The following is a 26,645-nucleotide window of genomic DNA, read 5'->3' as shown; positions in this document are numbered from 1 at the left end:
CGTCTGTCGTGGACCTGCCGTCGGACCCGCCGCCGGGCCTGCCTGGCCCCGACGTGCCCGCACGCCGTCGCACGGGCGCCACCCGGTGCCGTCCCGGGCGGGGCCGGCGTCACTGTAGCGTCTCGGCGCCACGGAGCGTCGTCCGGGGCGGGGCGCGCGCACCGTCCGCCGGGCCGCACGCGGCCCTCGCCGGCGCAGGCCGGCGGACCGGCGCGCCGGTCGGCGGACACCTGTCCCGGCAGGCCCGTGACCACGTAATATGCGGGTGTGAGACACGTCGCCCCCGCCGGTGCCCATGGCCGTCGTCGCCGAAGCGCCGGTGGTGTGATCGTCGGCGGCCTCGGGGAGCTCCTGATCACGGTCGGGGTGTTCCTCGGCCTGTTCGTCGTCTGGCAGCTGTGGTGGACCTCGGTGGAGGCCTCCGCCCAGGCCACCGAGATCATGGACGAGTTCCGCCACGACCTCACACCGGCGAAGACGGAGCCCGCACCCGAGGGGCTCGTCACCGACGAGCCGCCGCCGGTCCCCGACCAGGTCGGGTACGGCGAGACGATCGGCACCCTCATCGTGCCCGAGTGGTACGGCCTGACGAACAACGCGATGCCCGTCGTGGAGGGCACCGGGCAGGACGTGCTGGACCAGGCCCTCGCGGGGCACTACGAGAAGTCCCAGCAGGTGGGCGAGGTCGGCAACTTCGCCCTGGCCGGGCACCGCCGCACGCACGGCAACTCCTTCCGGCACGTCGACGAGCTCGAGAAGGGCGACCAGATCATCGTCGAGACCGCCGACACCTGGTACGTCTACGAGGTCATGAGCGAGGAGATCGTCACGCCCGACCAGGTCGAGGTCGTGGCGCCGGTCCCCCACCACCCGGACCAGGAGCCCACCGACCGGCTCCTGACGCTCACGACCTGTCACTCCCTCACGCTGGGCGAGTACGGCAACGACCACCGGTGGATCACGTACGCGTCGTTCGTCGGGTGGATGGCCCGCGAGGACGGCACCCCCGAGCAGGTGCTCGAGAACGGAGGCGCGTGATGTACGGCTGGATCTTCCGCCACCTGCCGGGCAACCTGTTCTGGCGCACCCTGCAGGCCCTCGTGCTGCTCGCCGGCGTCGTCGTCGTGCTGTTCGAGTGGGTCTTCCCGGCCGTCGCCCCCTACATGGCGATCCTGCAGGGCGACCCGAACCTCGGCGAGCCGGGCGACCCGGGCGTCGGCTGAGACGACCGGGACCCCGCGGTCGGTCGACCCGGTCAGCCGGCCTGGGCGGCGTGCAACGCCGCGTAGCGGCGGCCGGCGACGAGCAGCTCGTCGTGGGTGCCCACCTCGACCACGCGCCCGCGCTCGAGGACCACGATGCGGTCGGCGCGGCGCACCGTCGACAGCCGGTGCGCGACGACGAGGGTGGTGCGGTCGGCCATGAGCCGGTCCAGCGCGTCGCGCACCGCCGCCTCCGACTCGGGGTCGAGGGCGCTGGTCGCCTCGTCGAGGAACAGCAGCCGCGGGTCGCGCACCAGCGCGCGGGCGATCGCCAGCCGCTGGCGCTGCCCGCCGGACAGGCGGCTGCCCCGCTGCCCGACGACGGTGTCCCAGCCGTCCGGCTGCTCCCGCACGAAGTCCAGCGCGTTGGCGTCCCGCAGCGCGGCGAGCACGCGCTCGTCGGACGGGTCGTCGAGGCCGTAGGCGACGTTCTCGCGGATCGTGCCCTCGAAGAGCACCGACTCCTGCGGCACGACCGACACCGACCGGCGCACGGTCCGCAGGTCGAGGTCTGCCATGTCGGCGCCGTCGAGCAGGATCCGCCCCGAGGTGGGGCGCACGAACCCGAGCACGAGGTTGAGCAGCGTGGACTTCCCGGACCCCGACGAGCCGACGAACGCCACGGTCTGGCCCGCGCGGACCTCGAGGTCGACGTCGTGCAGCGCGTCGTCCTCGGCGTCCGGGTAGCGGTGCGAGACGTGCTCGAGCCGCAGGTCGCCGCGGACCTCGCCGACGGTGCGTCGACCGGCGTTGCGTTCCAGGTCGGGCTCGGCCAGCACCTCGGCGACCGAGCGCACCGACTCGACGCCGCGGGCCGTGACCGGCACGAGGTTCAGCACCTGGGTGAGCCCCTGCGTGAGCAGGCCGAAGTACGTCGACAGCAGGACGACCTCGCCGGGCGTGATCGGCACCAGGCCCGTGAGCGACACGACGGCGGCGAGCACCAGGCAGCAGACCCCGAGCAGCTGCATCGCGACCCACGACACCGACGCGACGCGACCGTTGAGCATGTCGAGGCTCAGGGCCGCGCGACGCACGTCGTCGGCACCGCTGGCCACGCGGGTGGCGGCGGTGCGCTCCAGGCCGTGCGCCCGCGTCACCGGGATGAGGGTGGCCATGTCGCCCACCTGGGCGGAGAACCCCTCGATCTCGCGGCGGAAGGCCTCGTTGCGCGCCCGCGAGCGCCGCGCCATGCCGCGGCGGATCAGCAGGGCCACGGGCACGGCCAGGGCGTAGACGGGCAGGAACTGCGGCACCTTGATCACGGTCATCGTCACCGCGCCCACGACGACCATCAGCGCCGACAGCAGCGGGTGGGTCACCTGCTGCAGCATGAGCTCGACGTTCTCGACGTCACGCACCACCTTGCTCTGCACGACCGCGGCGCTGGCCCTCGAGTGGTACCCGATCGACAGGGACTGCAGGTGCTCGACGAGGGCGTTGCGCACCGTGGCCCCGGTGCCGCGGACGACCGACATGAAGTTCCGGGTGTACAGCAGGTGGTTCGGGTAGTGCTGTGCGAGGAGCACGACGGCGACGGCGAACCAGACGAGCACGGACGTGACCGGGCCTCCGTCGGCGACGACGTCGATCACGGCGCCGGTGATCACCGGCAGGAACCACAGGGGCGTCTCCTTGACCGCGAACGCGCACAGGGCGACGGTCATGCGCCGCGGCTGGGTGCCCAGCAGCCGCAGCAGGGAGCGGACGGGCCGCTGGCCGTCGAGGAGAGGATGGTCGGGGACGCCGGTAAGGGCTTTCCTTCGCACGAATCGATTCTATCGGCAGCCCCCTGCCGCGCGGCCGGGACGGCCGCCCAGCGACCGCACGAGCCGGCACGGGGGGCGCCGCCCGGGCGAGCGCCACCGCTCTGTCATAGGTTCGGCGGACGACCGCCGCAGGAGGAGCGATGAGCCGTACCACCGACGACAGGACCGCCACCGGGACGAGCCCACTCGACGACCAGGCCCGGCGCCTGGAGCGGGCCACGGGGCTCGACGCCCTCGCGGACTCTCTCGACCATGTCGCTGCGGCCGTCGTGCCCCGGCCCGGGCGCCTCCACGACGAGCTGCGAGGGCGGTCGCTCGGCCACCCGGCGCACGGGGTGCTCACGGACCTGCCCGTCGGGCTGTGGGCCGCCACGGCGCTGCTGGACGTCACCCGTCCGACGGACCACAGGCCAGCCGCCCGCCGGCTCCTCGGGCTGGGAGTCCTCGCGTCCGTCCCGACGGCCCTGACAGGCCTGACGGACTTCAACGCCCTCGGCCCTGCCGCCCGGCGGGTGGCCGCCGTGCACGCCGCCGTGAACGGCTTCGGCAATCTGCTCGCGACCGGGTCGTGGCTCGCGCGACGCCGCGGACGGCACGGCGCCGGCACGGCCCTGACTCTCGGGGCCCTCGCCGTGGCGGGAGCGGGCGCCTACCTCGGCGGGCACATCGCCCAGTCCCTGCACGAGCCCACGTCGGTCCCCGGCGCGACGCCGCGCGGCTGAGCGAGCGGCGCCGCGCCCGTCCGCCGCCCTGCCCGGCCCCGGCCCGTGCGTCGGCGTGCGCCGCCCACCGGTTCGCGGCGCCGGGACCGGAGCCCGGGCCCAGGGCACGGCCTCCTCGGGCGGATGTGTGATCATCTCCCCGGACCGCGTCCGCTCCCCGGCACCCGGGGACGAGCGGACGGCCGACGACGCAGGACGAGCGAGGAGACGCCAGCGGTGACGATGCAGGACTCGACCCACCCGGCCCCCGACGGGCCGGGGCCACGGCACGTGAGCGCCGGGACCGCGGGCCCGGGCGTCACCGTCGCGCCCGAGGCGCCACCGTGGGCGGCGCGGGCCGTGACCGACGCCGGGGCACGGCTCGTGCCCGTCGGGCCGCGGACCGAGGGGCTGGTCTGGTTCGGGCCGCTGGGCGTGGCCGGCCTCGGCGAGACGCTGGCGGCCGCGCCGCGCACGCGGTGGGTTCAGCTGCCGTCCGCGGGCGTGGACGCCGCTCTGGAGGCGGGCCTCATCGACGGGCGGGCCGGCGGCGTCACGTGGACGTCCGCCAAGGGCGCCTTCGCCGAGCCGGTCGCGGAGCACGCCCTCGCCCTCACGCTCGCCGCGCTGCGCCGCCTGCCCGAGCGGGCGCGCGCCCGCACGTGGGGCGACGAGGCCGGGACGTCGCTGTACGACGCCCGGGTGCTCGTCGTGGGGGCCGGCGGCATCGCCCGCGCGTTCCTCCGCCTGCTCGCGCCGTTCCGCGCCCGCACCACCGTGGTGCGACGTCACCCCGTCGCGGTGCCGGGCGCCGACCGGGTGGTGGCGGGCGACCAGCTCGCCTCGACGCTGATCGAGGAGCTGGCACGCGCCGACGTCGTCGTGCTGGCCGCGGCCCTCACGCCCCGGACCCGCGCCCTGCTCGGCCCGGCCGAGATCGCCGCGATGCGACCCGGCGCGACCCTGGTCAATGTCGCCCGCGGCGCGCTCGTCGACACCGACGCCCTGGTCGCGGCGCTGCGCTCGGGGCACCTCGGCGCGGCCGCGCTCGACGTCACCGACCCCGAGCCGCTGCCCGACGGGCACCCCCTGTGGGACCTGCCGACCGCGCTGGTGACCCCGCACACGGCGGACACCCCGGAGATGGTCGACCCGCTGCTGCGCCGGCGCGTCGAGCGCAACCTCGCCCGGTTCGTGGCCGGAGACGGCCTCGAGGGCGTCGTCGACCCGACCGCCGGGTACTGACGGTGCGGTCCTCGCCACAGTCGCGCCGAAGCGGCTCTCGGCGTGCTCCGGCGCGACTAGCCTGGGACCCGTGGCTACCTTCTCGAGCGTGACGCGCCAGCACATCCTCCGAGCGATCGAGGAGCACGACGACCGGGGGGCCGACGCGTTCGTCGGCGTCTACGGCTACACCCCGGCCCCGGGCTACACCCTCGTCCACGAGGGGCGGACGTACGACTCCAAGGCGATCCTCGGCGTCGCCCACCGGTACGCGACGGGCCGCCCCGCCGCCGCCGAGGAGCTCGTCGACGCCAAGGTCGACGCCGTCGCGATCCTGCGCAAGTGCGGCTTCGAGGCCACCGCGCCCGTCGCTGCCCGCGCCGCGGCCGCCCCGCGGCGCACGGCGCAGCCCCGGCGCCGGGCCGCGAGCGCCCCCGCCCGCAAGCAGGCGGCCCCGGAGCCCGTCGTCGCCGTCTGCCCGACGTGCTTCATGGCGCTGCCCGCGACCGGGGTCTGCGACAGCTGCGGGTGACCGCGCCGCGGCCGTGGCGCCGTGCGCGCCGCCGCGTGGTGCACTGGGGGGCGTGACGAAGTACACGCGCATGTACCGGCTCGGCATCACGCCGTGGGAGGGGTACGCCGAGGCCGCCGCGCCCAGCGTCGCCGCCGTGCTCGACCGCGAGGAGGCGGACCGCACGCGGCCCCTCGGCCGGGCGCTCGACCTCGGGTGCGGGCGCGGCCAGTACACCCCCGAGCTGGCGCGCCGCGGCTGGGACGCCGTCGGGATCGACGTCGTGCCTCGCGCGATCGAGGCTGCGCGGCGCCGCGGGAGCCCGGGCGTGACCTACGTGGTCGGTGACGTCACCGACCTTCCGGCGGCCGGCCTGGGGTCCTTCGACCTGTTCGTCGACATCGGTTGCTTCCAGGGCCTCGACCCCGCCTCCCGGGCCGCCGAGGCACGCGGCGTCACAGCCCTCGCCTCGCCCGGCGCCACCGTACTCATGCTCGCCTTCGGGCCCACCCGGTGGCGGCGCCTGGTCGAGGGCGTCGGCGAGGCCGAGGTCGTGGCCGCGTTCGAGGGCTAGGAGCTGGACGACGTGCGTGACGCGGACACCGCCGGGCTCGGCTGGCCGATGAACCGCACGCGGCCGCGGTGGTACCGCCTGCGGCTGCCTGCCGCTCCCCCGGCCGCCTGACCTGCGTGCGACGGGTCAGCGCCGGGTGGCGTGGTGCAGGCGGCCCGCCTGCACCGTGAGGTGCGTCCGCTCCGGGCTGCTCGTCGCGGCGTCCGCCGCCGCGGCGTACAGCCTCGCCGCCTCGGCCAGGTTCCCCGCCCGCTCGTGCAGGTAGGCCGCCGTCGCGTCCCGCCGCGGCAGGTCCGGCGCCAGGCCCTCCACGAGGCGCAGCCCGGCGAGCGGGCCGTCGACGTGGCCGACGGCGACCGCGCGGTTGAGCCCGACCGCCGGGTTGCGGGGCTCGAGGGCCACGAGCTCGTCGTACCACTCGAGGATCTGCGGCCAGTCGGTCTCCTCCCACGTCGCGGCGTCGTCGTGCAGGGCGGCGATCGCGGCCTGCGCCTGGTAGGGCCCGAGGCGGTCGCGGGCGAGCGCGCCCCGCAGCAGGGCGACGCCCTCGGCGACCATGGCCGTGTCCCACAGGGCGCGGTCCTGCTCGGCGAGCGTCACGAGCTCGCCCGATGCCGTGGTGCGCGCGTCCCGCCGGGCGTGGTGCAGCAGGAGGAGCGCCAGCAGGCCGGCCGCCTCCGGGTCGTCGCGCTCCGGGCCGTGCGACGCGCCGACGAGCTGCCGCGTCAGCCGGATCGCCTCGGCGGCGAGGTCGACGGCGCCCGCCGGACCGTCGGTGAACCCGCGGTCGAACATCAGGTACAGCACGCGCAGCACGGCGCGCGCGTCCCCCGGGACCCCGAAGCGCTCCCCCGTCACGGTCCGCTTGGCGCGCGAGATCCGCTGCGCCATCGTCGCCTCCGGCACGAGGAACGCCTGGGCGATCTGCGCCGTCGTGAGTCCCCCCACGGCACGCAGCGTCAGCGCCACCGCCGAGGACGGCGACAGGGCCGGGTGGCAGCACCTGCTGAGCAGCAGGAGGGTGTCGTCCCCCTGCTCCGTCGGGCCCGACGGCGGCTCCAGGCTCACGCGGACCTCGCGCTGCGCACGGGCCGACGCCGCCCGCCGCGCGTCGAGGAACTTGCGCCACGCGACGGTGACGAGCCAGGCCTTCGGCTCTGCCGGGACACCGCCGGCCGGCCAGCGCCGCACGGCCTCGACCAGGGCCTCCTGGACGGCGTCCTCGCCCGACGCGAAGTCGGCGCCGCGGCGCACCAGGGCCCCGAGCACCTGCGGGACGAGCTCCTTGAGCTGCTCGTCCCGCAGACAGGGGCCGGTCACCCCGTGACCTCGCCGGCGTCGGTGAGGAACGGGCGCACCTCGATCCACTCGAACAGCGGCCGACCGCCCGGGCCCGGGGCCGAGGAGAGGTGCGCCGCGGCCTCGTGGGCGCGCTCCTGCGAGTCGACGTCGATCACCATCCACCCCGCGACGAGGTCCTTCGTCTCGGCGAACGGGCCGTCGGTGACGGGCGGGCGCCCCTCGCCGTCGTAGCGCACGAACGTGCCCCGCGGCGACAGCGCCTGCGCGTCGACGAACTCCCCGCGCTCCCTGAGGTCGTCCGCGACGCGCTCCATGAACGCGACGTGCTCGCTGATCTCGTCCGGGGACCACCGGTCCATCGGCACGTCGGTGCCGGGGACCGGCTCCGGGTTGCCACGGTAGTGCTTCAGCAGCAGGTACTTGGCCATGGGTCCATCCTCCGTTCCCGGGCGGTGCGTGTCACCGCCGACGTCCCGGGGACGGAGCCGTGGCGCGGTTCTCGACATCGACCCACGAAGCACCGCGAGGGTCGCGGGCCCGCACTCCCCAGCGGCGGGCCCGCGACCCTCGCGGTGGTTCGTCAGTGCGACCGCAGGGCGTCGATCAGCTCGCCCTTGCGCATGCTGGAACGCCCCTCGATGCCGATCTCGGAGGCGCGCTTGCGCAGCTCGTCGACCGTCCAGTCCTCGTAGGCTCCGGACCGGCCGCCCTTGCGGCCCACGGAGCCACGGCCACGCGCGGCCGCGGCGTTCGCGATCCGGGCCGCCTTCTCCTTGCTGTTGCCCTCGTCGCGCAGCTCCTCGTAGAGCTCGTCGTCCTTCACGCTCGGGCCGGGGTCTCGTCGAGGCACCGTGTGCTCCTCTCCCGTCGGGTCCGGCGGCCGGTCACGACGTCCGCCGGTCCCAGCCTGACCACGACACCGCTCGGTCGCATCTCGTGGTGCTCGCCGGCACGGGGCGTCGTCAGGGCCGCCGCGCCGCCGCGCTCGGTGGGCTGCATCAGGTTCCTCGTGATGTGGAACGGGTCCTTCACCGGCGCGAGGGCCGTGCGTGCCTACGCCACCCTCCGCGTCGGCGACATCGAGTGTCCCTGAGCGACAGCACACTGCGCCCTGAGGTGACGGACTACTCTCATCGGCTCGGCCGACCGGGCGGCCACGCCTCCCTTGGCCCCGGCCGCCTGCGTCGCGCCTGCTCACGGCTCCGGCGGCGGCTAGGGTCGGGAGATGATCTCGCGACGTACACCTCAGCCGACCCGGATCCGCCGCTCGCTCGTGCTGGCGTCTGCCGGCGCGATCGGCACGGCCGGCCTGCTGGCCGCGTGCAGCCCGGAACCGGAGTCTGCTGAGTCCCTCGGCGCCCGCACCGCGGAGGCGATCCGCGAGTCCGGGACGGCGCGGTTCGAGTTCGAGAGCGACGACGGCCAGCGCTTCGAGGGCGCCATCGAGTACGAGGACGGCGCTGTCGCCGCGCTCGAGCTGGCCACCTACGCCGAGGACAGCGAGGAGCCGACCAGCCGCGAGGTGTGGACCGACGACGCGGGGATGGCCGCCGACCCGGACGGCGGCCCGCCGTCGGCCGAGGAGCTCCCGGACCTCGTCCGGGCGTGGGACTGGGCGCAGGTCCAGGAGGACCTGGCGGACGCGGCGACCTCGGTCGAGGAGGTCGGCGAGCGCGATGTCGACGGCGTCGCCGTGACCGGCTACGAGCTGACGTCGTCGGAGCGGACCGAGACCTGGTGGGTCGACGACGAGGGGCGGTTGCGCTCCGTCGAGTACTCGGACGCCGACGGGTCCACGGCGCAGGGGCGCCTGTACGACTACGGCGCCGATGTCGACATCACCGCGCCGTGACCACCCGGGCACGGCGCGGTGCTCGCGTGACCAGCAGTCGCCCGCTCTGTGCCCGGGTGTGCGTCGGTACGTCCTCGCTCGGCATGGTGATCGACCATCGCCACGTCGCACTCGACCGCGAGACCACGGACCTCGCCCACGCGCGCTGACGGGTGCCCCACGACACGCGCGTCGTCAACACCGCCACCGGCGAGATCCTTCGCGAGCTCACCATCGACCTCACCCGCGACGACCAGCCACGCCGCACCAACCTCCAGAAATGGGTTGGCGGCCAGAACGTGCGAATGGAATCGCCTCGGAGGCGCGTGAACCAGCGGATGCACCGGTCACCACCCACGCCACCGATGTCTTCACCGAACCCGTCGGACCCATCGGCCACGACATCGCCACGACCGCCCACGGAGGTCTCCGGGCCCGCACGGGCCGGGCCGGACGCTCACACTGAGCACGACACACCCGAAGCCGTCCACACGTATCGGCCGCTCCCCCCAGAAACGACGAATGACCCGGATCCACTCATGGGTATCCGGGCCATCCCGATGTCCTGAGACATCACAACGGTCGGGCTGACAGTGTCCAGTCTCAGGACATCGGAATGGGGTGTCTCAAGACATCGGCATAGCGTGTCTCACCATCGACCTCACCCGCGACTACCAGCCACGCGGCACCAGCACCCAGAAATGACAATGGCCCGAACCCACAAACGTGGGTCCGGGCCATCCCGATGTCCTGAGACATCACACGGTCGGGCTGACAGGATTTGAACCTGCGACCCCTTGACCCCCAGTCAAGTGCGCTACCAAGCTGCGCCACAGCCCGTGGGCTCGCGAACGAACCGAGAAGAGATTACCCCAGCGCGGGCGGATTCTCCCAATCGAGGCACGCGTGCCTCGGGCCCGGCGGGCGCCGTGCGGCGCGGGGGCACGACGCCCGCCGGGACGATGCCGTGTCCTGACGTCAGCGCAGGTCGCCGGGCCGGCCGGAGCCGTCGGGCGGGCCGGGTCGCGCGGGCTTGCCGCCGTGGCCCCGGCCCGGCGCGTCCGCGCCGCCGCCGGTCGGCACGGGTAGGTCGACCCGGTCGATCGTGTCGCCGGTGAGGAAGTCGTACGACGTCACGCGCACCCGGTCGTCGTACACGGAGACCCGCAGCCCGGTGGCGGTCTCCTCGGCGACACCGGTCTCGCCCCAGTCCCCGCTGAGGGTGTAGGCGGTGGTCAGCGCCCCGGTGTTGACGACGGGCACGCCGCGCTCGGCGGTGTTCTCGCCGACGGTGCCGCGGTACTCGACGGCCCAGTCGTCGCGCTGGAGCTGCCAGTGGGTGTGGGAGGTGAACAGCACGACGTTCGGGTTGTCCAGCAGGAGCCGCTGGAACCGCTCGTCGTCCGCACCGAAGTCGTTGCGGTAGAAGCTCGCGAAGGTGCCCGACACGCTGCGCGGCAGCACGTCGTGGCTGAACAGCAGCACGGGCCTGCCCTGCTCGCGCCAGTACGCGAGGCGCTCGGTGAGCCAGGAGAACTGCTCGTCGGAGAGCTCCACGAACGGCCCGCTGCCGGTGAGGGCCGCGTAGTCGTAGCCTTCGCTGCCGATGCTGAGCACGGGCACGCCGTCGACCACCCGCCCCTGCCACGGCTCGCCGAGCCCGAACTGGTCGAGAAACCTCTGCAGGTAGACGTCGGAGCCGTCGTACCCGTAGAACTCGTGGTTGCCGATCGTGGGGAGCATCTCGCCGGAGACGTGCCCGCCCGCGGCGTCGTACGCGGCCTGGAAGGCGTCGTACTGGGCCTGCGAGCCGTTGCTGGTGATGTCGCCGTTGACCACGAGCAGGTCGGCAGGGTCCGGCAGGCCGTTCAGCAGCGGCAAGGCGTCGTCGCGCAGGTGCCGGTTGCCGACCGAGCCCTGGATGTCGCTGAGCACGTCGATCGTGGTGACGGGTCCGGCCGCGGGCTCGCCCATCGGCTCGGTGAGCTCGACGTTGTCCACCATCCAGTACCAGTTGTTGCTGCTGTTGCGGTACGACCAGGTGACCTGGGCGCTGCTCGCGCCGGCGGGCACGGTGAAGGCGAGTGCCTCGCGCCGCGACTCGACGGTGCCGCCCGCGTTGTCCGCGTCCGCGTCGTTCGAGTACTCGAGCAGCGTGCGCGTCTCACCGGTGTCGAAGGCGACCCGCACGTCCGCGGTCTGCCCGTACCCGGCGCCGCCCTGGCGGTAGTGGCTGTCGAAGCGCAGCTCGTACGTCGTCCCGGCCTCGACCGGGTACGACGGCGACGTCAGGCCGGACGTGAACGTCCCGGAGGCGGGGCGGTTCTGGTCGCTCTCGACGACGGCGACCGTGCCGTGCGCCCGCGTGAACGCCTGGCGCAGGTCGGTGCCCCAACGGTCCACGACCTCGTCCAGCGTGTGGAACGACCAGCCCGCCCAGCCGTCGGCCATGCCGTCGGTGTTCTCGTAGGTCACCTGCCAGCCGTCCGGCGCGGTGGCCCCCGCTCCCCCGGCGAACCCGTCGAAGGCGTGCCGCGGCTGGGTGAACCCACCCTCCGCCGCGCTGGCAGCGGCGGGCGCAGCGCCCGCGGCCGCCAGCGCGGCCGCGAGCGCTGCGGCGGTCAGCGCGCCGCCGGTGGTGCGGCGTCGATCGTGAGGTGCGTGCATCGTCGAACCCTCCTCGTCCCCGGACCCTCCGCCGCCGGCGCGACGGGCGCCGATGTGATGGATCACATCGGTACTGGCCAGGAACGATAGGAGCACGCATCCCGATGGCGCAACGTGATGCGCGAGATGACGCTTTCTCGGTCAGTTCCGTTCACCGACAGGCCGGACGCCGTTCACCACGCGCGCGGTGGCCAGCGCCGCGGCGGCAGCCTCGTACCCCTTGTCCTCGTGCGATCCGTTCAGCCCGGCCCGGTCGAGGGCCTGGGCCTCGTCGTCGCACGTCAGCAGGCCGAACCCCACGGGGACCGTGTGGTCCAGCGCCACCCGGTTCAGGCCGTCGGTGGCGGCGGCGCACACGTAGTCGAAGTGGGGCGTGCCGCCGCGGATCACGACGCCGAGCGCCACGACGGCGTCGTACCCGGCCGCCGCGAGCGCCTGCGCGGCCACGGGCAGCTCGAACGACCCCGGCACGCGCACGACGCGCGGGTCGGCGACCCGGTGGTCGGCGCACGCGCGCAGGGCGCCGTCGAGCAGGCCGTCCATGACCTGCTGGTGCCAGCTGGCCGCGACGACGGCGACGCGCAGGTCCGAGCAGTCGACCGGCGCGGCAGCCGGGGCGCCGGCGCCGCTCATCGGCGAACCCCGGCGGCAGTCGTGGTGGTGGTCGTGGTCGTCATGGTCGGGGGTCCTCCGTGGTGGGTGTCGGTCTCGCCCGCGGGGGGCAGGTCGCGCGCCCCGGGCAGGCCCAGGTGCGGCAGGTCGTGGCCCATCCGGTCGCGCTTGGTGCGCAGGTAGGCCTCCGCAGCCGGGCTCGCGGGCACGGCGAGGGGAAGCCGTTCGACGACGCGCACTCCCCCGGCCTCGATCCCGGTCCGCTTGTCCGGGTTGTTCGTGAGCAGGCGGACGGCGTCGACGCCGAGGTCGCGCAGCACGTGCGCCGCCGCCGTGTACTCGCGGGCGTCGGCGGGCAGGCCCTGCTCGAGGTTCGCGTCGACGGTGTCGAGCCCGGCGTCCTGCAGGGCGTAGGCGGCGAGCTTGGCGCCCAGGCCGATGCCGCGGCCCTCGTGCCCCCGCAGGTACACGACGACGCCGCGACCCGCGGCCACGACCCGGCGCAGGGACTCGTCGAGCTGCGGGCCGCAGTCGCACCGCCCGCTGCCGAACGCGTCGCCGGTGAGGCACTCGGAGTGCACGCGGACGAGCACCGGCTCGCCGTCGCCGGTCGTGCCGGTGGGGAGCACGTCGAGCGGGCCGGCGACGAGGGCGACGTGCTCCTGCCCGGTGAGGCGGTCGCGGTAGGCGACGGCGGTCAGGTCGCCGTGCCGGGTGGGCAGGGCGGTGACGACGAGCCGCTCGACGTGCGTCTCGGTGGCGCGCCGGTAGGCGACCAGGTCCGCCACGTGGATGAGGGTGAGGCCGTGCTCGGCGGCGAAGTCTCGCAGCGCGGGCAGGCGCATCATCTCCCCGTCGTCGTGCACCAGCTCGGCGAGCACACCCGCCTCGCCGCGGCCCGCGAGGCGGGCCAGGTCGACGGCGGCCTCGGTGTGACCGGTGCGTTCCAGCACGCCGCCGTCGCGGGCCCGCAGGGGCAGCACGTGGCCCGGGCGGGTGAGGTCGGCGGGCGCGGCGCCGGGGTCGGCGAGCAGCCGCGCGGTGCGGGCGCGGTCGGCGGCGGAGATCCCGGTGGTGACCCCGGCGGCGGCGTCCACGGTCACGGTGTAGGCGGTGCGGTAGGCGTCCTCGTTCTGCTCGACCATCAGCGGCAGGCGCAACCGGTCGAGAGTGGCGCCGGACGCGCCCACGCACACGAGCCCGCTCGTGTGCCGCACGAGGAAGCCCATCGTCTCGGGCGTGACGGCGGACGCGGCGACGATGAGGTCGCCCTCGTTCTCGCGGCCCGCGTCGTCCGCGACGACGACGGGGCGCCCCGCGGCGACGTCGGCGATCGCGCGGCGGACGCGGTCCACGGCACCGGCGTCGGGGGCGGTGGCGGCGCTCATCGTGCGGCCTCCGTCGCCTCGGCGGGCCGGCGGGCGAGGTGTCGCTCCACGTACTTGCTGAGCACGTCGACCTCGAGGTTCACCGGCTCGCCGACCGCGCGGGCGCCGAGCGTGGTGCGCTCCAGCGTCTCGGGGATGAGGCTGACCGTGAACGCGTCGTCGCCGGCGTGCACGACGGTGAGGCTGACGCCGTCGACGGCGATCGACCCCTGAGCGACGACGTACCGGGCGAGGTCCGCGGGCAGGGAGATCTCCACGACCTCCCACTGCGTGCCCGGCGTGCGGGACAGCACGGCGCCGGTGCCGTCGACGTGGCCCTGGACCACGTGCCCGCCGAAGCGGCCGCCGGCGGCCAGCGCCCGCTCGAGGTTGACCCGGTCGCCGGGGCGGCGGTCGCCGAGGCTGGTGCGGCGCAGCGTCTCGGCCATGAGGTCGGCGGTCCAGTGCGCGAGCCCGCCCGCGGTGCCGGCGTCCTCGATCGTGGTGACGGTCAGGCAGCAGCCGTCGACGGAGATCGAGTCCCCGGGGCGGGTGCCGTCCAGGACGGTGCCCGCGGCGACGGTGAGCCGCGCGCCGTCGGCGACCTCCCGCACGTCGACGACGGTGCCGAGCTCTTCGACGATCCCGGTGAACATGTCAGCTCTCCTTCCGCGGCCGCAGGGTGAGCCGCACGGTGGTGGTGTCGCCCGGTCCCGCAGGGACGGCGCCGGAGTCAGGGCCGGCAGAGGGGTCGGCGTCGGCGGGCAGGACGGTCACGTCGGTGAGGTCCAGCCGCGCGGCGTCGGCGATGGTCCCGATGCCGAGGTCGGCGACGGCGGGCGCGCCGAGCCCGAGCAGGACCGGCGCGACGTACGCGACGACGTCGTCGACGAGCCCGGCGCGCCAGAACGCGGCGGCGAGGGCGGGCCCGCCCTCGAGGAGCACGTGCCGGTGCTCGCGCAGCCACAGCGTGTCCAGCGCCTCGTGCAGGTCGTGGGTGCGCAGGTGGTGCACGGGCTCGCCGGCCCGGGCGGCGCGCGCCAGCCGGGACGACGGCGGCAGGTCGCGCAGCCCGACGACGACCCGCTCCGGCGCCGGGCCCTCCAGGGGCACGTGCCGCACGGTGAGGTCGGGGTCGTCCGCCAGCACGGTGCCGGTGCCGACCACGACGGCGTCCGCGAGGGCGCGCAGCCGGTGCACGTCGCGGCGGGCGGCCCGGCCCGTGATCCAGCGTGACGTGCCGTCGACGGCGGCGGCACGCCCGTCGAGCGTGCTCGCGAGCTTCCACGTCACGACGGGCCGCCCGAGCTCCACGGCGCGCGTCCAGGTGTCGTTCAGTGCGGCGGTCTCGTCGCCGAGCAGGCCGCCGACGACGTCCACCCCGGCGGCGCGCAGGCGCGCGGCACCGCCCGCGGCGGACGGGTTCGGGTCGGCCTGGCCGTGCACGACGCGGGTCACGCCGGCGTCCAGCAGGGCGTCCACGCAGGGGCCGGTGCGCCCGTGGTGGGCGCACGGCTCGAGGGTCACGACGGCGGTCGCGCCGCGCGCGGCGTCCGGTCCGACGTCGGCTCGGGCCCGCAGCAGCGCGTCGACCTCCGCGTGCGCGGTGCCGGCGCCGCGGTGGAAGCCCTCGGCGAGGACGGTTCCGTCCGGCCGGAGGAGCACGCAGCCCACGCGCGGGTTCGGACCGTGGGAGGGTCCGCGCGCGGCAAGCTCGAGCGCGCGGCGCATCGCGGCGTGCTCGGCGTCCGTCGTCGGCGTCATGGCGTGCGCGCCGGGTGCCCTCGGTGGCCCCTCGGCGTCTCGCTGCGTGCCGTCCATCCCTGCCCCTGTCGTCCGGTCGCGGACCCCGGGGGCGGGAAGTGCGGGGTCGGGACGTGCTCGCGACCGGCCGGTCGCCCACCACCGCGACGGGTGGCACGGGCCCTCGTCGACAGAGGCGTCGGGGCCGGGGACGGACCGGACGGGGAGCCGCCGCGTGCGCTTCCCATCCGGACTTTGACCGTCGGTCCAGGAGTTCCACCTGGTCAACCGGTCACTGGAGGTGACCGGGTCGCGGACTTTCACCGCCGGTTCGGAGTTTCACCGACCCCAGAGCACGCGAGCTTCTCGCTCGTCACGCCGACCGTGACACGGGCGAGGCCCGTCGCGCAAGCCCTCGTGACGCACGTCTCACGCGCGACGGGGCGTCGCCGCGCCCTGGCGCGGCGACGCCCCGTCCACGCCGACCGCGAACCGGCCGCAGGCCGACCGGGTCAGCGGCGGCGCTTCTCCCGCACGCGCACGCTGATCTCGATGGGCGACCCCTCGAAGCCGAACGTCTCGCGCAGGCGGCGCTCGATGAAGCGCCGGTAGCCCGCCTCGATGAACCCGGTGGCGAAGATGACGAACCGCGGCGGGCGCGTGGACGCCTGGGTGCCGAACAGGATGCGGGGCTGCTTGCCGCCGCGCAGCGGGTGCGGGTGCGCCGCCACCAGCTCGCCGAGGAACGCGTTGAGGCGCCCCGTCGGGATGCGGGTGTCCCAGGAGTCGAGCGCGGTCTCCAGAGCCGGGACGAGCCGGTCGGTGTGCCAGCCGGTGCGCGCCGAGACGTTGGCGCGCGGCGCCCACGTGACCTGCACGAGGTCCTTGTCGATCTCGCGCTCCAGGAAGTGGCGGCGCTCGTCGTCCATGAGGTCCCACTTGTTGTACGCGATCACCAGCGCGCGACCGGCGTCGACGACCTGCGAGATGACGCGGGTGTCCTGCTCCGTGAGCGGCGTCGAGGCGTCGATCAGCACGACCGCCACCTCCGCCTTCTCGATGGCGGCCTGGGTGCGCAGCGACGCGTAGAAGTCCGCGCCGCGGGTCTGGTGCACCCGCCGGCGGATGCCCGCGGTGTCGACGAACCAGTACGGCACGCCCTTGATCTCCACCAGCTCGTCGACGGGGTCGCGCGTGGTGCCGGCCTCGTCGTCGACGACGACGCGCTCGGCGCCGGCGATCTTGTTCAGCAGCGACGACTTGCCGACGTTCGGGCGCCCGATGAGCGCCACGCGGCGCGGCCCGTCCGGCCGCAGCTCGCCGTGCTCGGACTCCGTGGGCAGCACCGCCATCGCGGCGTCCAGCATGTCGCCGGTGCCGCGCCCGTGCAGGGCGGAGACGGGGTGCGGCTCCCCCAGGCCGAGCGCCCACAGGTAGGCGGCGTCCGCCTCGCCGGAGGGCCCGTCGACCTTGTTGGCGCAGAGCACCACGGGCTTGCCGGAACGGCGCAGCAGCTCCACGACGCGCTCGTCCGTGGACGTGGCGCCCACCGTCGCGTCGACGACGAAGATCACGGCGTCGGCGAGGGAGACGGCCACCTCGGCCTGCTCGGCGACCTTCGACTCGATGCCCGCGACGTCGACCTCCCAGCCGCCGGTGTCCACGAGGGTGAACTCGCGGCCGGACCACTCCCCCAGATAGCTCACGCGGTCGCGCGTGACGCCGGGGGTGTCCTCGACGACGGCCTCGCGCCGTCCGAGGATGCGGTTGACGAGCGTCGACTTGCCGACGTTCGGGCGCCCGACGACGGCGAGGACGGGCAGCGGGGCCGCCCCGGAGCCACCGTGCTCGGCGTCCCACTCGACGTCGAGCAGCGCCCGGTCGGACTCGTCGAGCTCGAACTCCTCGAGGCCGGCGCGCAGCGCGCGCTCGCGCGCCTCGTCGTCGGGCTCGGCCAGCGCCTCGGCGACGGCGTCACGCGAGGTGGGCTCGTCAGCGGTCCCGGGGGTGGGCTCGTCGGCAGGCTCGTCAGCGGGCACGGTCGCGAAACCGTCGGCGGGAGGGGTCATGCCCCCCATTCTCCCAGGCCGACGGCGCGACTTCGACCGTGGCGCCCCGGGCGGCGGCGTGACGTCGCTCGCCACCACCGCCGCGTCGGGCGCGTCCCAGGCTCGCGGCGCGGGCGGGTCAGGCCTCCGCGGCCTGCCCGACGGCCGCGAGGACGGCGTCGACGGTCTGGTCGAAGTCGAGCTCGGACGAGTCGACGGTGACGACACCGTCCGCGGCGACGTGGAACTGGCTCACCGCCGAGTCGTCCCGGTCGCGGCGCAGCACCTGGTCGCGCGTGGCCTCCACGGCCGAGGCGTCGGCGGCGCCGTGCACCTCGAGGGACCGGCGCCGCAGCCGCGCCTCCTCGCTCGCGGTCAGCAGGATGCGGGCGTCGGCGTCGGGCGCGACGACGGTCGTGATGTCGCGCCCCTCGGCGACGACGCCGCGGCCGCCGGAGAACCCGTCCGGCGCGCTCTCCGCAGCGATGACGGCGCGCTGACGACGGCGCAGCTCGTCACGCACCTCGAGGTTGGTCGCCACGGCGGAGACGGCCGTCGAGACCTCCGTCGTGCGGATCGCGGCGGCCACGTCCTCGCCGTCGAGGGTCACGGTGGGCCCCGCCGGGTCGAGCCCCATCGTCAGCGGCATCGCCCGCACGGCGGCGGCGACGTCGTCGGCCGCGGCCAGGTCGACCTGCCGGCGCGTGCACCACAGCGTCGCCGCCCGGTACATGGCGCCCGTGTCCAGGTAGGCCAGCCCCAGGCGGGCGGCGACGGACTTGGAGACGCTGGACTTGCCGGACCCGGAAGGACCGTCGACGGCGATGACGACCACGTGTGGCTCGCTTTCTGTCGTTGTGCGGACGGGGCCCGGCGGTCAGGGCCCCCGGGAGAGTGTCACATGCCGGTCGCGTGCCGAGTCACATGTCGAGTCACATGTCGACGGCGCGCATCAGCGCCCCGAGCTCCGTGCGCCCCAGCACCCGCGTGCGCCCGGCGCGCAGCGTGCCCAGCGTCACGGGGCCGATCCGGGTGCGCACGAGGCGCGTGACGGGGAACCCGACGGCGTCGAGCATGCGGCGCACGATGCGGTTGCGCCCCTCGTGCAGCACCACCTCGAGCATCGTCGCGCCCGGGACCGAGTCCACGACGCGCACCGAGTCCATGCGCGCCGGGCCGTCGTCGAGCTCCACCCCGGAGCGCAGCGTCTTCGCGTGCCGGGGGAAGAACCCCTCCCCGGACACGGTCACGAGGTACGTCTTGGCGACGTCGTACCGCGGGTGGGTCAGCCGGTTGCCGAGCTCGCCGTCGTTCGTCAGCAGCAGGAGGCCCTCGCTGTCGGCGTCCAGGCGCCCGACGTGGAAGAGCCGCTCCGGCCGGTCGGCGACCAGCTCGCCCACGGTGGGCCGGCCCTGCGGGTCGCTCATCGTCGACACGACGCCGAGCGGCTTGTTGAGGGCGACCGTCACCTTCGTCGGGTCGAGCTGGACCCGCGTGCCGTCCACGCGCACCACGGCGGTCGCCGGGTCCACGCGCACGCCCAGCGCCGTGGTCCGCACGCCGTCCACCTCGACGCGGCCCGCCGCGATGAGGTCCTCGCAGACGCGCCGCGACCCGAGGCCCGCCTGCGCCAGCACCTTCTGCAACCGCACCCCGTCGGGGTCGTGGACGTCGCGGTCGGCGGGCAGGTCGGCAGGCGGAGGTGCGGGCATGGCCCCATCTTCCCATGTCGTCCCCCGCATCTCGTGCGAGCGACGACCACGCGCGAGGTGTCAGTACGCGTCCCCGCCCAGCGCGGCGACGTCCGCCACGCCCGGCAGGTGGGGCGCCAGGGGCGGGAGCTCGTCCAGGGACGTCCAGCCCATCCGGTCGAGGAACTCCCCCGTCGTGCCGAACAGGGTGGCGCCCGACGTCGGGTCCTGGCCCGTCTCGGCGATCAGCCCGCGCGCGAGCAGCGTGCGCACGACGCCGTCGACGTTGACGCCGCGCACCGCCGAGACCTGACCGCGCGTCACCGGCTGCCGGTACGCGATGACCGCGAGCGTCTCCAGGGCCGCCTGGCTCAACCGCGACGACTGGCCCTCCAGCACGAACCGTGCCACCACGTCGCCGTGCGCGCGCGCCGACCAGAAGCGCCAGCCCTCGGCACCCTCGCGCAGCTCGAACCCGCGCGGGCGCCCGCCCGCTGCCCCGGCGCCGGCGTACTCGTCGGAGAGGTCGCGCAGGGTCGCGAGCACCTCCGGCACCGGCCGGGACACGGCAGCGGCGAGCCGCTCCACCGGCACCGACGACTCCGCGACCATGAGGACGGCCTCGAGCGCGGCCGCCAGCCCGCCGGGCAGGGCGGCCACGTCCGGGACCTCGTCGGCCGCGGGCTCCGCGGTGGTCGCCTCGTCGTCCGTCCCCGTACTCATGCCGCGCCCTCCGCCGGTGCCTCTCCGCCGGCGCCCTGCGCCGGCGTGCCCTCGAACTCCTCGAACCCGGCCGACGCGACGGTGTCGCCGTCGGGCCCGGTCCACCGCACGGTGAGCTCCCCGAGCGGTGCCGCCTGCTCGAACGCCACGTCCCCGTGGCGGAACAGCTCCAGCAGCGCCAGGAACCGGGCCACCGCGACGAGCCGCTCGGCGCCGGCGACCAGGCCGCGGAACGTGGCGGACCGGTCGCGGCGCAGCCGGCGCGCCACGACCTGCGCCTCGTCGCGCACGCTGACGGCCGGCGAGTGCAGGTGCGCCAGCTCCACGACCGGCGGCGGCTTGGGCGTCAGCGCTCCGGCAGCCAGCTCGGCGAGCCGGGCGCCGTCCAGCGTCCAGACGAGCTCGGGCAGGAGGGCGGTCAGCTCGGGCTCCATCGGGACCGCGCGGGGGGCGCGGCGCCCTTCCGACGCCATCCGCTCGGCGAGGACCGCGGCGACGTCCTTGTACGCGCGGTACTGCAGCAGCCGGGCGAACAGCAGGTCGCGGGCCTCCAGGAGCTCCAGGTCCTCCGCGTCCTCCTCCACGACGCCGGGGAGCAGGCGGGCGGCCTTGAGGTCGAGCAGCGTCGCGGCCACGACCAGGAACTCGCTGGCCGTGCCGAGGTCCCACGACGGGTGCTCGTCACCCCGGGCGAGCGCGTCGCGCGCCGCCTCCTCGGCGGCGCGGATGTGCGCGACGAACTCGTCGGTCACGACCGCCAGCGCCACCTCCGTGACGTCGAGCTCGTGCTTGGCGATGAGCGACAGCAGGAGGTCGAACGGGCCCGAGAAGTTCTCCAGGTGCACCTGGAACCCTGAGGGGGACCCGCCGCCCTCCGTCCCGGGCGCGGCGGCCTCGGCCGCGCCCGGCGGCGCGACGGCCGCCGTGGCCGTCTCCGACACCTACGCGGAGTCCCCTCGCGCCACGAGCTCGCGCGCGAGCTGCCGGTACGCGGCGGCACCCGCGTGCGACGGCGCGTACGCGGTGATGGGCTCGGCCGCGACGGAGGCGTCGGGGAACTTCACGGTCCGCCCGATGACGGTGTGCAGCAGCGTCTCCCCGAACGCCTCGTGCACGCGGGCCACGACCTCGCGCGAGTGCAGGGTGCGCGAGTCGTACATGGTCGGCAGGATGCCGTCGATCTGCAGGGCGGGGTTGAGCCGGTCCCGCACCTTCTCGATGGTCTCGATGAGCAGGGCGACCCCGCGCAGCGCGAAGAACTCGCACTCCAGCGGGATCAGCACGCCGTGGGCGGCCGTCAGCGCGTTGACCGTCAGCAGGCCGAGCGACGGCTGGCAGTCCACCAGCACGACGTCGTAGTCGTCGAGGGCGGGCCGCAGGGCCCGGGCCAGCACGGACTCGCGCGCGACCTCGCCCACGAGCTGCACCTCGGCCGCGGAGAGGTCGATGTTCGCCGGCACGACGTCCAGCCCGTCGATCGCCGTCGGGAGCACGACGTCGTCCAGCTGCACGTCACGGTCCATGACGAGGTTGTAGACGCTGAGCTCCAGGTCGTGGGGGTTCACACCCAGGCCGACCGACGCCGCCCCCTGCGGGTCGAAGTCGACCAGCAGCACCCGGCGCCCGTACTCCGCGAGCGCCGCCCCCAGGTTGATCGTCGTGGTCGTCTTGCCCACGCCGCCCTTCTGGTTGCACATCGCCACGATCCGCGCCGGGCCGTGGGAGGCCAGCGGTGCAGGGTCGGCGAACTCGGGCAGCGGTCGGCCCACCACGTCGGTGGGCACCTCCGGGCGCGGGATGTCCAGGGTCGCGTCGTACGTCACCGTCTGGGTCATCGCGTCGCTCCCGGGTGCCTCGCTCACGCCCGCCACGCTACCCCAGCGCCCCCGGACGTCGACTCGCCACGCCCGGCGTGCCGCCCATCGCCACGCCGGAGCCCGGGCGCCGTCACAGCGCGCGCGGGTGCGTCGCGGCGTACACCTCCCGCAGGGTGTCGGGCGTGACCATCGTGTAGATCTGCGTGGTCGTCACCGAGGCGTGGCCCAGCAGCTCCTGGACCACCCGGACGTCGGCGCCGCCGGCGAGCAGGTGGGTCGCGAACGAGTGCCGCAGGGTGTGCGGCGACACGTGCTGGGTGAGCCCGGCCCGATCGGCCGCCGTCTGCAGCACGGCCCAGGCGCTCTGGCGCGACAGCCGCCCGCCCCGCGTGTTGAGGAAGAGCGCCGGCGTCCCCCGTCCGGCGGAGGCCAGCGGCGACCGGGCGCGCACGAGGTAGGACTCCAGCGCCTCGACCGCGTACGAGCCCACCGGGACGATCCGCTGCTTGTCGCCCTTGCCGTGCAGCCGCACCGTGCCGCGCCCGCCGTTGCCCTCGCGACCGGGCGCACCGTCGCGCGGGAGGCCGTCGAGGTCGTGCACGTCGTCGACGTCGAGCCCCACGACCTCGCTGATGCGCCCTCCCGTGGAGTACAGCAGCTCCAGCAGCGCCCGGTCCCGCAGCGGCACCGGCCCCTCGCCCGTGCCGGCGGCCTCCAGCAGGCGCGCCACGTCGTCGACCGACAGGGCGTGCGGCAGGCGCCGCAGGGCGCTCGGCGCCGACACCTGGCCGGCCGGGTCGCCCGTCGTGATGCCCTCCGCGTGCGCGAACCGGTGCCAGCCTCGCACGGCCGCCAGGGCGCGGGCGGTGGACGACGGCGACAGCGCGGCGGCCCCGTCCGTGCCCGCGCGCAGCACCGTCACGTAGTCGGTGACGTCGCCCTCGACCACCTGGTCGAGGTGGGTGCGGCCGAGCCCCGCGAGGTGGCGGGCGTACCGTCCGAGGTCGCGCCGGTACGCCGACAGCGTGTTCGCCGACAGCCCCCGCTCCACACCGAGGTGGGCGAGGTAGTCGAGCCGCGCGCGGTCCAGGGCCGCGGGCAGGTCGCCGTCGGGCGCGTTCGGGAGGTCGGGCACCCGCCCATCATGCCGCGAGCCGCGACGGCCCGGCGTCACCTCGGGGTGGGGGACGGCGTCGGAGCGGTGGTCGGAGCGGTGTCGGGACGGCGTCAGAACGGCAGGAAGACGTCGACCGCCACGGCGACGAACAGGAGCGTCAGGTAGGTGATCGAGGCGTGGAACACCTTCATCGCGCCGAGCTTGCCGCTCATCCTGCCGTGCGCGCGCAGCAGCATCGCCACCACGAGCCACGCGAACCACGCGCCGAGCCCGGCCGCGACGACCGTGTACACCCAGGACATCCCGGCCAGCGGGACGAGGACCAGGGAGCAGGCGATCATCGCGAAGGTGTGCGCGAGCATCTCGATCGACACGCGCCGGTCCGAGGCGACCACCGGCAGCATGGGCACGCCCACGGTCGCGTAGTCGCGGCGGAACTTCACCGACAGCGGCCAGTAGTGCGCCGGCGTCCAGAAGAAGATGACGCCGAACAGGGCGACCGACGCCCAGCTCAGCGAGCCCGTCACCGCCGCCCAGCCGATGAACACCGGCATGCAGCCGGCGATGCCGCCCCACACGATGTTCTGCGACGTGCGCCGCTTGAGGATCATCGTGTAGCCGACGACGTAGATGGCGATCGCGGCGAACGCGAGCCAGGCGGAGATGACGTTGACCAGCAGGGCCAGCCACACCAGCGCCACGACCCCGAGCACGGTCGCGAAGACCAGCGCCGAGCGAGGGCTGACCTCACCCGTCACCAGGGGCCGACGCTTGGTCCGGTTCATGTGCGCGTCGATGTCGCGGTCGAGGTAGCAGTTGAACGCGTTGGCGGAGGCCGCCGCGAGCGCGCCGCCGACGAGCGTCGCCACCACGAGCCACAGGCCCGGCAGCCCGTCCGCCGCCAGGAACATGGTCGGCAGCGTCGTGGTGAGCAGGAGCTCGATGATGCGCGGCTTCGTCAGGGCCACGTAGGCGCCGGCGCGCTCCCGCCACCCGGTGCCGTGAGCGCCACCGCTGCCGGCACCCTCCCGCCGCGACCGGTGCGCGGCGGCACGGGGAGGCGTCGACGGGTGGGACGTCGTGGTGCTCGTGGTGCTCACGCGCGCTCAGGTTCCGTTCTCGGCTGGGGGACTCGGCCGGTGCCGGCGCGATCGGTCTGGGCGAACGACGACGGCGGAGCGATACGACCGCTCGTCGCTCATCGTACGCCGCACCCCCAGGTCACGTGACCCGCGGGAGGCGGTCCGAGGTGTGAGAAACGCCCGGCCTTTCCCACCTGGTGGGACGAACGCGGCGGCGGTGGGGCCGGTGGGAATGCGCGGCGCTAGGGTGGTGCTGCACAGGCAGTGATCGCACTGCAGTCACACGGCAGGAGGCCCGGGCGGGCACTCCTCGTCCGGGCGGGGCCCACGCCCCGAGCCGGACGGGCACCACGCCGTGCGGGCGGTGCGCGCCCCGCGACGGGGCTCGTGCCGACGCCCGGTGACCGGCAGAGCAGCAAGCACCCCGGGCACGCCCCGGGCAGGAAAGAGGCACATCTGTGAACGCGTTCGACCCCGCCGTCGCCCCGCTCGAGTGGAACGACCTCGACGACCGCGCGGTGAAGACCATCAAGGCGCTGGCCGCGGACGCCGTCGAGAAGTGCGGCAGCGGCCACCCCGGCACGGCCATCTCGCTGGCCCCGGCGGCGTACCTGCTGTTCCAGAAGGCGATGCGGCACGACCCGAGCGACCCGACGTGGGTGGGCCGCGACCGCTTCGTCCTCTCGGCCGGCCACTCCTCGCTGACGCTGTACCTGCAGCTCTTCCTGGCCGGGTACGGCATGGAGATGGAGGATCTGGCGGCGCTGCGCACGTTCAACTCGCAGACCCCGGGGCACCCCGAGTACGGCCACACGCCGGGCGTGGAGATCACGACGGGCCCGCTCGGCCAGGGTCTCGCCTCCGCCGTGGGGATGGCGTACGCCTCCCGCCGCGAGCGGGCGCTGCTCGACCCGGACGCCGCTCCCGGCACCTCGCCGTTCGACCACCACGTGTACGTCATCGCCTCCGACGGCGACCTGCAGGAGGGCGTGACCTCCGAGGCCTCGTCCCTCGCCGGCACGCAGCAGCTCGGCAACCTCGTCGTGATCTGGGACGACAACAAGATCTCCATCGAGGACGACACCGAGATCTCCTTCACGGAGGACGTCGTCGCCCGCTACGAGGCGTACGGCTGGCACACCCAGCGGGTGGACTGGACGTCCGGCGGCACCGGCTACGCCGAGGACGTCGACGCGCTCGCCGCGGCCATCGACGCCGCGAAGGCCGAGACCGGCCGGCCGTCGTTCATCGCGCTGCGCACGATCATCGGCTGGCCCGCGCCCACGAAGCAGAACACGGGCGGCATCCATGGCTCGGCCATGGGCGCCGAGGAGGTCGCGGGGCTCAAGAAGGCCCTCGACCTGGACCCCGAGGCGACCTTCGCCATCGACGACGACGTGCTCAAGCACACCCGCTCCGTCGCGGAGCGCCACGGCTCTGAGCGGTCCGCCTGGGACTCGGCCTTCGACGCGTGGCGCACCGCCAACCCCGAGGGCGACGCGCTGCTGAAGCGGCTCACCGCCCGGGAGCTGCCCGCGGGCTGGACGGATGCCCTGCCCGAGTTCGAGGCCTCCGAGAAGGGCCTCGCCACGCGCGCCGCCTCCGGCAAGGTGCTCACCGCGCTGGCCGACGTGCTGCCCGAGCTGTGGGGCGGCTCCGCCGACCTCGCCGGGTCGAACAACACGACGATGGACGGCCAGCCGTCGTTCATCCCCACCGAGCACGCCACCAAGAAGTTCCCGGGCAACCCGCAGGGCCGCACGCTGCACTTCGGCATCCGCGAGCACGGCATGGGCGCGATCCTCAACGGCATCGTGCTGCACGGTCTCACCCGCCCGTACGGCGGCACGTTCCTGCAGTTCGCCGACTACATGCGGGCCTCGGTCCGCCTGGCGGCGCTCATGGAGATCCCGACGACGTTCGTGTGGACGCACGACTCCATCGGACTCGGCGAGGACGGTCCGACCCACCAGCCCGTGGAGCACCTCGCCGCGCTGCGGGCCATCCCCGGCCTCGACGTCGTGCGCCCCGCCGACGCCAACGAGACCGCCTGGGCCTGGCGCGGCATCCTCGAGAACACCGCCAACCCGGCCGGCATCGTCCTGACGCGTCAGGGCGTGCCGACGTTCCCCCGCGGCACCGACGGCTTCGCCGACGCCGCCGGCACGCTCAAGGGCGCGTACACCCTCGTGGACGCGGTCAACGAGTCGACCGGCCGCCCGGACGTCGTCCTCGTCGGGACGGGCTCCGAGGTCCAGCTGGCCGTCGAGGCGCGCGAGATCCTCGCCGCCGAGGGCGTCGCCGCCCGCGTGGTGTCCATGCCGAGCCGTGAGTGGTTCGACAAGCAGGACGCCGAGTACCGCGAGTCGGTGCTGCCGGCCGGCGTGCGCGCCCGCGTGTCGGTCGAGGCCGGCGTGGCCCAGGGGTGGCGCGAGATCGTCGGCGACGCCGGCCGGTCCGTGTCCCTCGAGCACTTCGGCGCGTCCGCCGACTACAAGACGCTCTACCGCGAGTTCGGCATCACGGCCGAGGCCGTGGCCGCGGCCGCCCGCGAGTCCGTCGCCGCGGCAGGCGCCTGACGGACCGGGGCGGCCGCCGGCGCGC

25 protein-coding genes, 1 tRNA gene and 1 riboswitch are annotated in these 26,645 nt (G+C 74.9%); of the genes, 8 read left to right on the top strand and 18 right to left on the bottom strand.

Features of this window, described 5'->3' with window-relative positions; genetic code table 11:
• The first annotated feature begins 324 nt into the window (after positions 1-324).
• Together EYB28_RS10605 and EYB28_RS10600 are read left to right on the top strand one after the other, a co-directional pair.
• A complete protein-coding gene (locus EYB28_RS10605; RefSeq protein WP_240930502.1) occupies positions 325-1,038 on the top strand; it encodes a class E sortase in 714 nt (237 codons plus the stop codon).
• Entirely contained in the window at positions 1,038-1,223 is a 186-nt protein-coding gene (locus EYB28_RS10600; RefSeq protein WP_166847530.1) for a hypothetical protein, read from the top strand. Before EYB28_RS10605 ends, EYB28_RS10600 begins: the two co-directional genes overlap by 1 nt.
• A 32-nt stretch (positions 1,224-1,255) precedes the next feature.
• Here EYB28_RS10600 and EYB28_RS10595 read toward each other — a convergent pair whose 3' ends face one another.
• A complete protein-coding gene (locus EYB28_RS10595) occupies positions 1,256-3,031 on the bottom strand; it encodes an ABC transporter ATP-binding protein (protein ID WP_240930501.1) in 1,776 nt (591 codons plus the stop codon).
• A 140-nt stretch (positions 3,032-3,171) separates the two neighbouring features.
• Here EYB28_RS10595 and EYB28_RS10590 point away from each other — a divergent pair, with 140 nt between their 5' ends.
• The 4 genes from EYB28_RS10590 to EYB28_RS10575 all read left to right on the top strand — a co-directional run bounded on the left by EYB28_RS10590 (position 3,172) and on the right by EYB28_RS10575 (position 6,041).
• Positions 3,172-3,753, top strand: a complete 582-nt coding sequence (locus tag EYB28_RS10590; RefSeq protein ID WP_166847527.1) for a DUF2231 domain-containing protein — start codon at positions 3,172-3,174, stop codon at positions 3,751-3,753.
• A 222-nt stretch (positions 3,754-3,975) separates the two neighbouring features.
• Positions 3,976-4,977: a D-isomer specific 2-hydroxyacid dehydrogenase family protein gene (locus EYB28_RS10585; RefSeq protein ID WP_166852164.1), complete on the top strand. Its 1,002-nt coding sequence runs from the start codon at positions 3,976-3,978 to the stop codon at positions 4,975-4,977.
• Positions 4,978-5,065: 88 nt separating this feature from the next.
• Positions 5,066-5,488 (top strand): hypothetical protein, encoded by a 423-nt coding sequence (locus tag EYB28_RS10580; RefSeq protein WP_240930500.1) that lies wholly within the window; start codon positions 5,066-5,068, stop codon positions 5,486-5,488.
• Between the two features lie 52 nt (positions 5,489-5,540).
• Complete coding sequence (locus EYB28_RS10575; protein WP_240930499.1) at positions 5,541-6,041, top strand: bifunctional 2-polyprenyl-6-hydroxyphenol methylase/3-demethylubiquinol 3-O-methyltransferase UbiG; 501 nt, start codon at positions 5,541-5,543, stop codon at positions 6,039-6,041.
• A 126-nt stretch (positions 6,042-6,167) separates the two neighbouring features.
• Here the strand turns inward: EYB28_RS10575 and EYB28_RS10570 are convergent, their stop codons facing one another.
• The 3 genes from EYB28_RS10570 to EYB28_RS10560 form a co-directional block, all read right to left on the bottom strand.
• The gene (locus tag EYB28_RS10570; RefSeq protein WP_240930498.1) at positions 6,168-7,361 is read right to left on the bottom strand and encodes an RNA polymerase sigma factor; all 1,194 of its coding nucleotides are present in this window, start codon (positions 7,359-7,361) and stop codon (positions 6,168-6,170) included.
• Positions 7,358-7,771, bottom strand: a complete 414-nt coding sequence (locus EYB28_RS10565) for a YciI family protein (protein ID WP_166847521.1) — start codon at positions 7,769-7,771, stop codon at positions 7,358-7,360. The genes EYB28_RS10570 and EYB28_RS10565 overlap by 4 nt, the downstream gene beginning before the upstream one ends.
• A gap of 152 nt (positions 7,772-7,923) precedes the next feature.
• Positions 7,924-8,193, bottom strand: coding sequence for a Rho termination factor N-terminal domain-containing protein (locus EYB28_RS10560; RefSeq protein ID WP_166847518.1), 270 nt, complete (start codon positions 8,191-8,193; stop codon positions 7,924-7,926).
• A 375-nt stretch (positions 8,194-8,568) separates the two neighbouring features.
• Here EYB28_RS10560 and EYB28_RS10555 point away from each other — a divergent pair, with 375 nt between their 5' ends.
• A complete protein-coding gene (locus EYB28_RS10555; protein WP_166847515.1) occupies positions 8,569-9,195 on the top strand; it encodes a hypothetical protein in 627 nt (208 codons plus the stop codon).
• A 745-nt stretch (positions 9,196-9,940) separates the two neighbouring features.
• Here the strand turns inward: EYB28_RS10555 and EYB28_RS10550 are convergent.
• The 14 genes from EYB28_RS10550 to EYB28_RS10485 all read right to left on the bottom strand — a co-directional run bounded on the left by EYB28_RS10550 (position 9,941) and on the right by EYB28_RS10485 (position 24,059).
• Positions 9,941-10,014, bottom strand: a tRNA-Pro gene (locus EYB28_RS10550).
• Positions 10,015-10,152: 138 nt separating this feature from the next.
• Entirely contained in the window at positions 10,153-11,841 is a 1,689-nt protein-coding gene (locus tag EYB28_RS10545; RefSeq protein WP_166847512.1) for a metallophosphoesterase, read from the bottom strand.
• A gap of 141 nt (positions 11,842-11,982) precedes the next feature.
• The gene (gene ribH, locus EYB28_RS10540) at positions 11,983-12,474 is read right to left on the bottom strand and encodes a 6,7-dimethyl-8-ribityllumazine synthase (RefSeq protein ID WP_166847510.1); all 492 of its coding nucleotides are present in this window, start codon (positions 12,472-12,474) and stop codon (positions 11,983-11,985) included.
• A complete protein-coding gene (locus EYB28_RS10535; RefSeq protein ID WP_166847508.1) occupies positions 12,471-13,841 on the bottom strand; it encodes a bifunctional 3,4-dihydroxy-2-butanone-4-phosphate synthase/GTP cyclohydrolase II in 1,371 nt (456 codons plus the stop codon). Before EYB28_RS10535 ends, ribH begins: the two co-directional genes overlap by 4 nt.
• Positions 13,838-14,476, bottom strand: coding sequence for a riboflavin synthase (locus tag EYB28_RS10530; protein WP_166847506.1), 639 nt, complete (start codon positions 14,474-14,476; stop codon positions 13,838-13,840). The genes EYB28_RS10535 and EYB28_RS10530 overlap by 4 nt, the downstream gene beginning before the upstream one ends.
• 1 nt (position 14,477) lies before the next feature.
• Positions 14,478-15,584 carry a bifunctional diaminohydroxyphosphoribosylaminopyrimidine deaminase/5-amino-6-(5-phosphoribosylamino)uracil reductase RibD gene (gene ribD, locus EYB28_RS10525; protein WP_240930497.1) on the bottom strand — a complete coding sequence of 369 codons (1,107 nt, stop codon included), beginning with the start codon at positions 15,582-15,584 and terminating at the stop codon, positions 14,478-14,480.
• Positions 15,585-15,794: 210 nt separating this feature from the next.
• A riboswitch (FMN riboswitch) is annotated at positions 15,795-15,924 on the bottom strand.
• A gap of 151 nt (positions 15,925-16,075) precedes the next feature.
• A complete protein-coding gene (gene der, locus EYB28_RS10520; protein ID WP_166847504.1) occupies positions 16,076-17,632 on the bottom strand; it encodes a ribosome biogenesis GTPase Der in 1,557 nt (518 codons plus the stop codon).
• Between the two features lie 118 nt (positions 17,633-17,750).
• Positions 17,751-18,446: a (d)CMP kinase gene (gene cmk / locus EYB28_RS10515; RefSeq protein ID WP_166847502.1), complete on the bottom strand. Its 696-nt coding sequence runs from the start codon at positions 18,444-18,446 to the stop codon at positions 17,751-17,753.
• A 97-nt stretch (positions 18,447-18,543) separates the two neighbouring features.
• The gene (locus EYB28_RS10510) at positions 18,544-19,323 is read right to left on the bottom strand and encodes a pseudouridine synthase (RefSeq protein ID WP_240930496.1); all 780 of its coding nucleotides are present in this window, start codon (positions 19,321-19,323) and stop codon (positions 18,544-18,546) included.
• 60 nt (positions 19,324-19,383) lie between these two features.
• Complete coding sequence (locus EYB28_RS10505; protein ID WP_166847498.1) at positions 19,384-20,025, bottom strand: SMC-Scp complex subunit ScpB; 642 nt, start codon at positions 20,023-20,025, stop codon at positions 19,384-19,386.
• On the bottom strand, positions 20,022-20,966 hold the full coding sequence (locus EYB28_RS10500; RefSeq protein ID WP_166847495.1) for a segregation/condensation protein A: 945 nt from the start codon (positions 20,964-20,966) through the stop codon (positions 20,022-20,024). Before EYB28_RS10500 ends, EYB28_RS10505 begins: the two co-directional genes overlap by 4 nt.
• Positions 20,967-21,860: a ParA family protein gene (locus tag EYB28_RS10495; RefSeq protein ID WP_166852155.1), complete on the bottom strand. Its 894-nt coding sequence runs from the start codon at positions 21,858-21,860 to the stop codon at positions 20,967-20,969.
• Positions 21,861-21,972: 112 nt separating this feature from the next.
• Complete coding sequence (gene xerD, locus EYB28_RS10490) at positions 21,973-22,977, bottom strand: site-specific tyrosine recombinase XerD (RefSeq protein WP_166847493.1); 1,005 nt, start codon at positions 22,975-22,977, stop codon at positions 21,973-21,975.
• Between the two features lie 92 nt (positions 22,978-23,069).
• Complete coding sequence (locus tag EYB28_RS10485) at positions 23,070-24,059, bottom strand: heme o synthase (RefSeq protein ID WP_166847491.1); 990 nt, start codon at positions 24,057-24,059, stop codon at positions 23,070-23,072.
• A 440-nt stretch (positions 24,060-24,499) separates the two neighbouring features.
• On the opposite strand from EYB28_RS10485, the gene tkt reads away from it, so the two are divergent.
• Entirely contained in the window at positions 24,500-26,620 is a 2,121-nt protein-coding gene (tkt, locus tag EYB28_RS10480; RefSeq protein WP_166847488.1) for a transketolase, read from the top strand.
• The last annotated feature ends 25 nt before the right edge of the window (positions 26,621-26,645 follow it).

The organism is Isoptericola sp. BMS4, from assembly GCF_011634835.1.
Classification (GTDB): Bacteria; Actinomycetota; Actinomycetes; order Actinomycetales; family Cellulomonadaceae; genus Isoptericola.
This window is presented reverse-complemented; position numbering and strand designations above follow the sequence as displayed.